The organism is Enterobacter cloacae complex sp. IR5450 (assembly GCF_049238665.1).
Lineage (GTDB): Bacteria > Pseudomonadota > Gammaproteobacteria > Enterobacterales > Enterobacteriaceae > Enterobacter > Enterobacter hormaechei_C.
This window is the reverse complement of sequence record NZ_JBMKIC010000034.1, coordinates 43,659-53,810: the sequence shown is the minus strand read 5'-3', so window position 1 is coordinate 53,810 and position 10,152 is coordinate 43,659. Positions and strand designations below refer to the sequence as shown.

The window sequence follows — 10,152 nt, the reverse complement described above, 5'->3', positions numbered from 1 at the left end:
GGCCTTTGAATGGGTTCATGTGCAGCTCCATCAGCAAAAGGGGATGATAAGTTTATCACCACCGACTATTTGCAACAGTGCCACAATGAGTTACTCCGTAGTAATGCAAAATTACTGCATCGCAATGCAGTAGAAACTATGAAAGCAAACCAACGGCTGGTTATTGATATAAGCACCCTTAAAGAGGTGCAGGATACGCTTATCCAGACGGTTGGCGATGTTGTTAAAATCCAGAGAGAAGGGGCTATTAAGCTCAGGGAAACAGAAAAACAGGTTCTTGCCATGCGTGAGAATTTGCGCACCCGACTGACACAAAAAGGGGTAGATCATGGTGCGTAACCTTAAGAGTAGTGACGATTTTTCCCGTGAACTGTCATTTCTTTTTCACCGGTCTATAAAGATTAGAAATTCAGGTTTCGCGATATTTGGTGCGGGCCTGCTGATAATGATTTTTGGTCTTTGCTTGTGGTTGCTGTCATTACACCTCTCACCTTCAGTTCTGGACTTTGATATTGATGTGCCCTTGTCATTCTTCAATTCATCTGAAGGTGAAGATAAGTTAGTGGTTTCGGATTTTGGCGATGCATTTGGAGGCTTCCTAACTACATATTCTAAGTTGCTATTAGGGATTATGGGGCTATTAGTAGTTTCTTCAACTGCCTTTAAAATTTTAAAGGGGGAGGAAATAGGTGAGATATTCCCGATGCTTCTAATTGCTGGCGCTTTTCTTATCGGCTTGTCAGTTTTTACATCTGCTTTAGGTTCGGAAGAGACTGATGCCACTTCAGCTTCGACTGTAAAGGTTATCAAGAAATATGTAAAACATGAAAAATACGATAAACTTGTCGCATATTTAAATGATAGTAATTGGCCCTCAGGCGAAGAGGTATCTGTAAACTATTTAAAGGCGCAACTACATATAAAACTCGGCAAGCCAGATGTGAAGTTAACACAGAATGTTGTTAGGGCGTATATGTCTGGTGTATTACAGTCAAATATTCCCGTGAAAGTTCGTTATGCATTGGAAAAGACAGCTTTAGATAAATCCGTCTCACCACTTGCGATTCGTTATGAGCAAAAACGTATGTCTAAATCACATACCTTTTCAAAAGCGTCGGTTAATTGTCTTAAAGTAGGTAGTCCCGTCGCATTCGTTGGCGTTTTGTTCGCTCTTCTTGGTATAAAAATCAGGCGGCGAGTCAGATTCTTAGAATCAAATTGAATGAAAGCCCGGTACGCTGGGCTTTTTTATTCAGTAACTTTTATCAAATATGTAGTAATTTACCGGAATCTGCTTCTCCAGCTTGTTAGCTGAAAAGCTTACTCAAGTATAATAATCTACTTCTGATTATGTTTTTTATGGTTTTATTTTTACACAACTTATTAAGGATACATGATGTGTAACTTTACTCCTGTTCAAATTATTGCTGATTATATACTGAGGTTTCTTAAAAATAATACTGATGCCAAGCTTTATGAGGCAATGCAGCGTCTTGAAAAGAAAATTGGTCAGTTTGTCGCTGATGGGGTTGATGAACATCAATTACGCTCTTCATTAAGCAAAGTCTGTCGATCTCGTTCCAGGGCGGCTCTTAAAGAGGAGTGTGAACAACTCATTCCATAAAAAGAACATCATACGGGAAAGTTACTTTAACGGTGAATGGCTCGCTTCTGGCGGTTTAAGTTGACGGCCATTCCTACCATAGCCATCATAAAGTATGATTAGCATTCGAGTGTGGCACTACTAATTTTAATGGGCTACGCATTCAGTCTCCACCTCTCTAACTATAAAGGTTCTTTTCATGTCCAATAGCTTCGATAAGCCGCAAACGCTCCCGGTACATAATTCTGATGCCGAACCCTTTTTTCCGAAAAACCTTGGTCCATTTATCGAGCAGGTATCCGGAAGGGATCTGGCAATGCTCACAGAATCAGAGAAGGAAAAACTTGCGCACCTGATCAGAACTGGGCGTAAATATGGAGTTTCTGTCGCTATCGTTCCTGATACAGATTCTGCTGAGCTTCATGAATTACTGTCTAATGCCGATTCCATTGAAAGGCAGTTTTCCATCTATGAACGCATCCAGACGAAGATTGCGTTCACGCGGTGTCAGGAAGCATAAACAAAGTGAGAAATACAACTACGTGGTATGACGTAGAACATATTGAAATCACCACAGGCGAGCGAGGCGGCAGGATATGGGTGCTGAAGCTCTCCTGTGGCCATACAGTATTTCGCCGAATACCTCCTATACGTCTTCATAACCTCACAGCTTTTTCTCTGCGGGAGCCCCCAGAAAAATGTCGGTGCTCTCTTTGCAATTCAAGTCCATAATAAAGCCTTTTTAAAGGCCACAAACTGCATATCACAGGATAAATCATCCTCTACAGCGTTCATTCTTAAACGCAAAATTTATATTTCATTCATTCTATTTTAAAAGCGTTATAAAAGACGGAATCCTATTTAGTCTGTTTGATGCTTAAATCATCTTCAGTGCCTTTTATCTTTTACCCAGCGACTTTAACATTAACCTGAGCAGAAAACTTGTTTTCAAACTAAGTTCGAAAACTTTCTGCTCAGGTTATTAGCCGGGTAAGCCACTTTGTTATATTTGTTTCATGTTAACAGAGGAGGCGATATGCAAATTGAAAAGGTGATGTCATTACTTGAAGTGCTTTCAAGCTGGCTTGAAGATAACATCAATATGGATTCTGAAATTATCTTTGATAATGACGAAGATAATACCAACTCAGAAATTCTGTATCCTGCTGTAGAAAAGGCTAATGCCGTTTTGCGCAAAATGGCATCTTTATCTTCAGATTCTGTTCATGCAATTCGACAGCGCTTGCAGCTTGCCGTAGAAGGCAAAGCTGAATTGTCCCTCAAGGATGTGGGAGAGCTTCTGCTGGCAACAAAGTATCTGATGTTGTCCACTGAAGAGGGAGAGTAAGCCTGTGACCACTCTCGTATTTGAAATGGCAGATATCAATAAACTGATCGAAGAAATTCGCACCGCAAAAACGTTTTCGGTCACCCCAGATCAGATCTATGACCCGGCATGCTATCCGGGGGGAGCCCTCCTTAACGCTGAGGGACAGACTGAAGAAGAGGCGCGTAAAGCTGGTAGGGTTTTCTTTCCCTCATCCTCAAAAATTGCCAGCACACATCTGGTGCCAAAAGTGCTTCTCGCGCACAGTCATGGTGTATACCTGATCACTAATGCTGAGCTTGAGGGCTCTCCCGCATCCCGCGATACTGTGGCTTACGCCCAGGGGATGAATCCAAAACTGGATGAGGACTGGGATTACGCTTGTGATGCCGCTTTGGGTGGGTCTGATTGTAGCTATACCATTCCCGTTGAGTGGCTGGAGTTAGCGGTAGAGCAGGGTTTTCAGGAGTTTCGACTTCGAATGAGTGAAACCAATATCAAACTTGTCAGCAAATAGTATGTCCTTGCTGTTTCCAGTCAAACATTGTCCGCCAGTCGAGCTGCTGGCGGATTGTTTTATATAAGGCCGGGAAGGTATGTCAGGTTTAAGCAGTTCCGCCCAGAAGCTTACAAGGGCGCAGATTTACGTGTTAAGACGGATGGCATCCGGCACGATCTATGATATCTCTGGCAATTTCAGACGGGCCAGAGAACGGCGTACGTTTATGGGGAATCCTGATGATGTGACGTGCAGGAGCTCTCCGGTCCTGTTCCGGCTGGGCCTCGTGGAGTTATGCCAGCCAGTAAGGCATCTGGAGCCAGGTTTATACTATCGGCTCAAGTTGAGCTCCTCAGGGCATGAAGCTCTTAAGGCGAACGCACACCTCTAACATTTGAGATAGTTCGTTCGCAGCCAGGAAAGTAACTTTCATCTCAAGTGTGACCCTTACTACCTCATTTATGAGTAAAACCCCCCTCTGATATGTCGAAAATGCTCATTTATACGAAAATAGTTTCTCTTCAGGTGTGATGTAATTACTGAGAATTCTCCCTGAATGGAAGGCAACCGATGAAAATGTTTTTTACCCCTTATGTTCGTATCGTTTTCTATTTTTGCGCATTGATTTTTATTGTTTACAGTTTCAGTGATTTTTTCCAGGGCGTCCCTGACAGCACCTTCTTCAGTGCGGTCATCACGCTACTTGTTATCGGAACCATTGTTGCCCGGCATCTGGATCGCAAAAAATCTCTCAAATATACTTCACAGATTTAAGTTTCCACTCAGGCCACTCTCGGGTGGCTTTTATAATTTAATAAGGACCGGTTCATGCATAACCACGAAATTCAGACCATTGCTATATTTAGTGCCCAGTATAAAAACATCGAAGATGCTGAAAATGCAGGTGCTTTATATTCAGTAGATATTGAATATCCGATGACACTAAATGATTTATCGCGGCTTTGCGACTCTATTGCCGAAGCAGTAGGTGTGCCTGGCGGCGTCAAATACCAGTTCGTGTCCCAGCCGGAAGCGCATGAAACCAGCTTCTGATAACCAGTAACCAAACTGCCTAAAAGCAGGTGCAAAGCCATGAAACAAACAAAGTCTTCTATGTCACGTATTGTGCAGCTGTACGACGGGAGCCGATACGGAAACTGCGAGCAGGCTGATAACGAAGGAGAGCTTTTTACGGTGGTGTTGAATAAGCCTTCGCAGATCGATGACATCCGTAAAATCGTAGACACAACCGCCGAAGTACTTGGCAAAGCTTTGCCAGTACTCCTCTTTTAAAGCTTACATCCGTGAAGGATAATTACGGTCTTACTACTTTCAGTTTTTCATTCCAGTGCCGTCCATTTTAATTTATCGATTTTAAGCGGTCGGCGCTATTTCATTGTTTCTTTTCCGACTGTAATTCCTTATATATAGGAATATTTCAAAGAATTTATCTCAGGTTATTTGTGGCGTGGTGCCAGTTGTTATAATGATTCCACATAATCTGGAGAGTCAATCATGATCACATCTCTAATGAATTTCCGCGATTTAACCGGAGAGGCAGTCATCCAGGCGCGGCAATGCGTTATTAATGCTGAGATCGAAGCGGCCCGGGAAAAGGTAATTCATGCTCGTTCGTTATTCAAAGCGGGTATACATAATGTTGTAAACGGTAGTTCTGGCATTAAGGCTGCGGCAGCACATTTTCTGGTGATAAAACGTTTACAGACTGACACTCGGTATCTGGACGCGGTTATCACTGATAACCTTTGCATGTTTTCTCCTGAGGGTTATCTGTATCTGTTTATGCAACAACGTTATTTCCTATAAAACAATGGGTTAGGTAAGTATCTTTCCATTAAAAACATTAAAAAGGTGACTTGATGAAACCATTTGGACTTGCCGGAAAACCCCGGCCCGAACCTTGCGGCTGCTGCTGGTATACCCGTGAGGACTGCCCTTACGTCAGCGCAAAACAGATCTATCGCCGCAGGCAGCGCAAGGCAGAACGCCAGCGTCAGCGCAGCACCATTGTGATGGCCGTTTCTGAATTTCGCTGACCTCTTCTGGAAATATCATTTTTTCTCCAGAAGAATTTTAAAATAAAGGGAAATCTTTTCACGGGTATCTGATGTTTATTGTTTATGGTAAATTGCGCCACATTAATTGTTTGTGGCGCAGTTCGTGATGGCTTAAGGATATAATATGAAAATCAGCCAGCTGGAATCCGGGATGCAGGTTTGGTCTGTAACCCGTACCAAAATGGGAAATACCACCATTTCAACGGTCATTGTCCACCCCGTTGTCATTATTGAAATTCATGATAACCATGTGATTGCTCGCTGGAACGGCAATGCACCACGTCGGTTTGGAGAAACGGCTATCAGGGGCTGGAAGAAGGAGAAGCCACTGCTTGTCCGTGAGCCTTTCGGAAATGTTCGTCTGGCCACCCGGGCTGAAAAAACCGCTATGCAGGAAAAAGAGTAATACCCCCTTTTAGCACCCACAATTTCACCGTCCATCTGCCTTTAACCTTGCCTGTTATTAACGGAATCCTTTCTGACTGGGCGGATCCCACGCATAACCTGAACTGTTGGCTAACCGTCTTACAGCCAAATTCCCTCCTTTATCTGGCAGGAGTGCGTCCGTGAGCTCTGTATGATCTACGTGTTTGTTAAGTAGAGCACATAACAGGAGTGGGGTATGACTGAATTAAATAAAAGCCCGTCCGGTTTTTCCGGAGCTGATGTCAGTAAAGAACAGGCTGCCATAAGGGCACTTGTAGAAAGAGTAGTGACCAACTATCGCAGCCGGACAGCACCTGATCGGGTTCAAAAGGCTTCGGTAGCGTTTAATGGGGGATTAATCCTGACCCTGATGCTGGCCTTGACGCTATTGGGCTACCTTGTGGCGGAATTGCTCAGGGGGTATGTTGCGGATAGTTCACCCTATGTGCCCGGTCTAAGTTATTCGCAATTTTCGATGCTTATGGTCGTTGAGCTGTGTCTATGCTTTCTTGCATGGTTTTTGGTTGTCACAGGGGACTATCCCCGGCCGTGGATATTTCAGGTAGTCCCGATGGAGCAGTACTGGTTCTTTGACGAAGTGGATGACGACGATCTTGCCCGGCTTTCCTGTAACCCTTACATCAAGCGCTGGCTACTTGATGAAATGTCCGGTATTCATCGACTGACCTACACGAGGCTGCATGATCGACTGGAGCGCATCTGTAATATTGCATCCCATCTCGAATACAGCCGTATTCAGGCACATAAGATTTCCCTAATCAACGGAAGCAGTGCCTCCTGATCCTACCATTGCATCCGGAAATTAAACGGGCAGGAACTGCACTGTATGTTCCGACCCAGCAGCTGCCCGTTACCCTTTTCTTTAGTATAAAATGACTTTCGCCGACAACCGGAAGTGAATCATGTCAAATAAATGAAAAATCAGTAATTTATGTAGGCGGGGTGTTTGGCTGATCAGGGCAGGGTGGTATAATAACGCTGGTGCTGGAGGCTTTTGCCCCAGCCAGCGGTAACACTGTTTGACTGTGGTAAAAGCAGAAAGCCCCGAGTAATTTTTCAATTAACCTGTACTGCACCCATTTTGTTGGACGATGAAATGGAATAGTCCCTGATATGTCAAAGCCAAAATACCCCTTCGAAAAGCGCCTTGAAGTCGTGAATCACTACTTCACAACTGATGATGGTTACAGGATCATCTCTGCACGTTTTGGTGTGCCTCGAACCCAGGTCAGGACGTGGGTTGCCCTCTATGAAAAACATGGAGAAAAAGGTTTAATTCCCAAACCTAAAGGCGTTAGTGCTGATCCAGAGTTGCGCATTAAGGTCGTGAAAGCCGTGACCGAGCAGCAGATGTCCCTCAATCAGGCTGCTGCTCACTTTATGCTTGCTGGTAGTGGTTCTGTAGCCAAGTGGCTGAAAGTCTATGAGGAGCACGGAGAAGCTGGTTTACGCGCACTCAAGATCGGCACCAAAAGAAACATTACAATGTCAGTTGATCCAGAAAAAGCGGCGTTAGCATTGGAGCTGTCGAAAGACCGACGTATTGAGGATCTTGAAAGACAAGTTCGATTCCTTGAAATGCGGCTTACGTATCTAAAAAAGCTGAAAGCCTTAGCTCATCCCGCGAAAAAGTGAAAGTACTCAACGAGCTAAGGCAGTTTTACCCTCTTGATGAGCTTCTCAAGGCAGCGGAGATACCGCGCAGTACGTTTTATTACCATCTAAAGGCTCTCAGCAAGCCTGATAAGTATGCGGATGTTAAAAAGCGTATTGGTGAGATTTATCACGAGAATAAAGGTCGTTACGGATACCGTAGGGTAACGTTGTCTCTCCATCGAGACGGGGAACGGATTAACCATAAAGCCGTTCAGCGCCTGATGGGAACCCTCTCGCTTAAGGCAGCGATTAAGGTCAAGCGATACAGCTCCTACAGAGGAGAGGTAGGGCAAACCGCCCCCAATGTTCTCCAAAGGGATTTCAAGGCTACACGGCCAAACGAGAAGTGGGTTACCGACGTTACTGAATTTGCAGTCAATGGGCGAAAGCTGTATTTGTCTCCAGTAATAGATCTCTTCAACAACGAAGTTATTTCTTACAGCCTGTCGGAAAGACCTGTGATGAACATGGTCGAGAATATGCTCGATCAGGCATTCAAAAAGCTTAAGCCTCACGAGCATCCTATTCTGCACTCTGACCAGGGATGGCAGTATCGTATGAGAAGGTATCAAAACATCCTTAAAGAACAAGGCATTACACAGAGCATGTCCAGAAAAGGCAATTGTCTGGATAATGCAGTCGTGGAATGTTTCTTTGGAACCTTAAAGTCGGAGTGTTTTTATCTTGACGAGTTCAGTAATATAAGCGAACTGAAGGATGCTGTTACGGAATATATTGACTACTACAACAGCAGAAGAATTAGCCTGAAATTAAAAGGTCTGAGTCCAATTGAATATCGAACCCAGACCTATGTGCCTCGTGTTTAACTGTCCAACTTTTTGGGGTCAGTACAACCCGAGGCCCCTGTATGCTAGTCACATTCAGAGTAGCCTCTTGCCTGCTTAAATGCAAGGAGAAGAAGGCCATTGTTAACACCAAGCTGTAATGTCCCCTTTGAACCATTCTAAAATGTCCCCAGACAATTCTCTGGGGGATTTTTCATGATCAAAGAGACTGTTACGATGAGTCATAAGGAACTCGACCGACTTCACATTATTCAGGAGTCACTTAATCGCCATATTACTCAGGAACAAGCTGCGGCACGCATTGGCATTTCTATTCGGCAGGTTAAACGTCTGGTGCAACGGTATAGAAATGAAGGGCCTTCTGGTCTAGTTTCCCGCCGACGTGGAAAGCGTCCCAATAATTCCTTTTCTACCGAATTCAGAGCAACAGTAATTTCACTCCTCAAAGGCCGCTACGCTGATTTTGGACCTACGCTTGCGTGCGAAAAATTGCGCGAGATACACGGCTTGTGTTTATCCATTGAAACTCTCAGGAAGTGGATGGTAGAGGAGGGCATATGGCGCGAACGTCGTCGTAAGTTTGCCCGAATTTATCAGCGCCGGATGCGGCGCCCATCCTACGGTGAACTCATCCAGATTGATGGCTCGCCTCATGACTGGTTTGAAGGTCGGGGCCCCAAATGCACACTGATAGTCTTTATCGATGATGCTACCAGCGCTCTGATGGCGCTACGATTCGCTCCTGCAGAAACAACCCGGGCTTACATGGAAACCCTCCGGGGTTACCTTAATGATCATGGCGTACCACTGGCTCTCTATTCTGACAGACACAGTATATTCAGAGTAAATAACCCGGAGCGGGAAGGAGAGTTGACTCAGTTCACACGTGCGATAAAGACACTGGGCATCGAGCCAATCCATGCCAACAGCCCGCAGGCAAAAGGGCGGGTAGAGCGTGCCAATCAGACACTGCAGGACAGGCTGGTCAAAGAAATGCGGCTTCAGGGTATCAGTGATATTGAAACAGCAAACGCATGGTTGCCGACCTTTATTGAAGCCTATAACAACCGGTTTGCTACGCCGCCTCGTATTGCTGATAACGCCCATCTTGATGTACACCATTCTGAAGAGGAACTGGGTTATATCTTCAGCCTCCAGGCGAAGCGCGTTCTCTCCAAAAATCTCACTTTCCAGTACAAAAGCAGTGCGTTTCAGATTCGCAGTGAAGGCCGGGGATATCGACTTCGGCATTCGGTTGTCACGGTATGCGAAAGCTTTAACGGTGAAATTAAGGTTCTGTATGATGGGAAAGCGTTGGGATGGGAAAAATATGTTGATGGCCCGGAGCCTATACCACTGGATGATGAAAAAAGTGTCCATGAACGTGTGGATAATGCCCGTTTTGATTTACGCTCAAAATTCTACGTAAAACCTAAAGCTGACCATCCTTGGCTCACGCGCCGCACGCAAAGTAATCAGCAAGTGAAGCCCCCTAAATTACCCAGAAAGAAGGCTGATCCCGATAAAATGGACTGAAACCAGGCGTTATTCAGTTGAGTGCATATCCAGTCATAGGATAGATTCTTACGTAGCGTTTCTGGCGTGCATTTTCGGGTGGTTTGTTACTGTTTTTAACGGGGACACGTCAGAAACGCGCTCAGGCCGTCTGAGCGGTACGCGTAATGCGGCGTTATGGTAAATAGCCTATGCTAATGTCCGCTAAGAGCGAGATATAG

At 44.9% G+C, this 10,152-nt stretch carries 15 protein-coding genes; all 15 read left to right on the top strand.

The genetic code is table 11. The features are described 5' to 3' along the window. Positions 1 to 9: 9 nt before the first annotated feature. The 15 genes from ACOTYB_RS20525 to ACOTYB_RS20455 all read left to right on the top strand — a co-directional run bounded on the left by ACOTYB_RS20525 (position 10) and on the right by ACOTYB_RS20455 (position 9,952). On the top strand, positions 10 to 339 hold the full coding sequence (locus tag ACOTYB_RS20525; protein ID WP_004248813.1) for a toxic anion resistance protein: 330 nt from the start codon (positions 10 to 12) through the stop codon (positions 337 to 339). After that, positions 329 to 1,222: a hypothetical protein gene (locus ACOTYB_RS20520; protein ID WP_000252081.1), complete on the top strand. Its 894-nt coding sequence runs from the start codon at positions 329 to 331 to the stop codon at positions 1,220 to 1,222. Before ACOTYB_RS20525 ends, ACOTYB_RS20520 begins: the two co-directional genes overlap by 11 nt. A gap of 174 nt (positions 1,223 to 1,396) precedes the next feature. Continuing rightward, positions 1,397 to 1,624: a hypothetical protein gene (locus tag ACOTYB_RS20515; RefSeq protein ID WP_000336109.1), complete on the top strand. Its 228-nt coding sequence runs from the start codon at positions 1,397 to 1,399 to the stop codon at positions 1,622 to 1,624. Positions 1,625 to 1,802: 178 nt separating this feature from the next. Continuing rightward, a complete protein-coding gene (locus ACOTYB_RS20510; protein ID WP_000071366.1) occupies positions 1,803 to 2,123 on the top strand; it encodes a hypothetical protein in 321 nt (106 codons plus the stop codon). A gap of 516 nt (positions 2,124 to 2,639) precedes the next feature. Further along, the gene (locus ACOTYB_RS20505) at positions 2,640 to 2,951 is read left to right on the top strand and encodes a DUF957 domain-containing protein (protein WP_001165367.1); all 312 of its coding nucleotides are present in this window, start codon (positions 2,640 to 2,642) and stop codon (positions 2,949 to 2,951) included. A 4-nt stretch (positions 2,952 to 2,955) separates the two neighbouring features. Beyond that, a complete protein-coding gene (locus tag ACOTYB_RS20500; protein WP_001371932.1) occupies positions 2,956 to 3,447 on the top strand; it encodes a DUF3085 domain-containing protein in 492 nt (163 codons plus the stop codon). Between the two features lie 552 nt (positions 3,448 to 3,999). Continuing rightward, positions 4,000 to 4,203, top strand: a complete 204-nt coding sequence (locus ACOTYB_RS20495) for a hypothetical protein (protein ID WP_000781547.1) — start codon at positions 4,000 to 4,002, stop codon at positions 4,201 to 4,203. 54 nt (positions 4,204 to 4,257) lie between these two features. After that, the gene (locus tag ACOTYB_RS20490; RefSeq protein ID WP_000551490.1) at positions 4,258 to 4,482 is read left to right on the top strand and encodes a hypothetical protein; all 225 of its coding nucleotides are present in this window, start codon (positions 4,258 to 4,260) and stop codon (positions 4,480 to 4,482) included. Positions 4,483 to 4,521: 39 nt separating this feature from the next. Then, on the top strand, positions 4,522 to 4,722 hold the full coding sequence (locus tag ACOTYB_RS20485; RefSeq protein WP_000814953.1) for a hypothetical protein: 201 nt from the start codon (positions 4,522 to 4,524) through the stop codon (positions 4,720 to 4,722). 222 nt (positions 4,723 to 4,944) lie between these two features. After that, a complete protein-coding gene (locus ACOTYB_RS20480; protein ID WP_000633161.1) occupies positions 4,945 to 5,256 on the top strand; it encodes a hypothetical protein in 312 nt (103 codons plus the stop codon). A gap of 53 nt (positions 5,257 to 5,309) precedes the next feature. Further along, positions 5,310 to 5,486, top strand: a complete 177-nt coding sequence (locus ACOTYB_RS20475; RefSeq protein ID WP_000802040.1) for a hypothetical protein — start codon at positions 5,310 to 5,312, stop codon at positions 5,484 to 5,486. Between the two features lie 145 nt (positions 5,487 to 5,631). Beyond that, positions 5,632 to 5,913, top strand: a complete 282-nt coding sequence (locus ACOTYB_RS20470; RefSeq protein WP_000703842.1) for a hypothetical protein — start codon at positions 5,632 to 5,634, stop codon at positions 5,911 to 5,913. 216 nt (positions 5,914 to 6,129) lie between these two features. Next, positions 6,130 to 6,735, top strand: a complete 606-nt coding sequence (locus ACOTYB_RS20465; RefSeq protein WP_000137794.1) for a hypothetical protein — start codon at positions 6,130 to 6,132, stop codon at positions 6,733 to 6,735. Positions 6,736 to 7,067: 332 nt separating this feature from the next. Next, a protein-coding gene (locus ACOTYB_RS20460) for an IS3-like element ISKpn8 family transposase (RefSeq protein ID WP_085949440.1) occupies positions 7,068 to 8,437 on the top strand; the annotation gives its coding sequence in 2 pieces (ribosomal slippage) (positions 7,068 to 7,548 and positions 7,548 to 8,437; 1,371 coding nt in all). A gap of 174 nt (positions 8,438 to 8,611) precedes the next feature. After that, positions 8,612 to 9,952, top strand: coding sequence for an ISNCY family transposase (locus ACOTYB_RS20455; protein WP_000589001.1), 1,341 nt, complete (start codon positions 8,612 to 8,614; stop codon positions 9,950 to 9,952). Positions 9,953 to 10,152: the final 200 nt, after the last annotated feature.

Excerpts from the sequence above, each read along its gene's own strand:
- ACOTYB_RS20485 (WP_000814953.1), top strand. The coding sequence starts at position 4,522 with ATGAAACAAACAAAGTCTTCTATGTCACGTATTGTGCAGCTGTACGAC.
- ACOTYB_RS20515 (WP_000336109.1), top strand. The coding sequence starts at position 1,397 with ATGTGTAACTTTACTCCTGTTCAAATTATTGCTGATTATATACTGAGG.
- ACOTYB_RS20465 (WP_000137794.1), top strand. The coding sequence starts at position 6,130 with ATGACTGAATTAAATAAAAGCCCGTCCGGTTTTTCCGGAGCTGATGTC.
- ACOTYB_RS20505 (WP_001165367.1), top strand. The coding sequence starts at position 2,640 with ATGCAAATTGAAAAGGTGATGTCATTACTTGAAGTGCTTTCAAGCTGG.
- ACOTYB_RS20510 (WP_000071366.1), top strand. The coding sequence starts at position 1,803 with ATGTCCAATAGCTTCGATAAGCCGCAAACGCTCCCGGTACATAATTCT.
- ACOTYB_RS20480 (WP_000633161.1), top strand. The coding sequence starts at position 4,945 with ATGATCACATCTCTAATGAATTTCCGCGATTTAACCGGAGAGGCAGTC.
- ACOTYB_RS20475 (WP_000802040.1), top strand. The coding sequence starts at position 5,310 with ATGAAACCATTTGGACTTGCCGGAAAACCCCGGCCCGAACCTTGCGGC.
- ACOTYB_RS20525 (WP_004248813.1), top strand. The coding sequence starts at position 10 with ATGGGTTCATGTGCAGCTCCATCAGCAAAAGGGGATGATAAGTTTATC.
- ACOTYB_RS20455 (WP_000589001.1), top strand. The coding sequence starts at position 8,612 with ATGATCAAAGAGACTGTTACGATGAGTCATAAGGAACTCGACCGACTT.
- ACOTYB_RS20520 (WP_000252081.1), top strand. The coding sequence starts at position 329 with ATGGTGCGTAACCTTAAGAGTAGTGACGATTTTTCCCGTGAACTGTCA.
- ACOTYB_RS20490 (WP_000551490.1), top strand. The coding sequence starts at position 4,258 with ATGCATAACCACGAAATTCAGACCATTGCTATATTTAGTGCCCAGTAT.
- ACOTYB_RS20470 (WP_000703842.1), top strand. The coding sequence starts at position 5,632 with ATGAAAATCAGCCAGCTGGAATCCGGGATGCAGGTTTGGTCTGTAACC.
- ACOTYB_RS20495 (WP_000781547.1), top strand. The coding sequence starts at position 4,000 with ATGAAAATGTTTTTTACCCCTTATGTTCGTATCGTTTTCTATTTTTGC.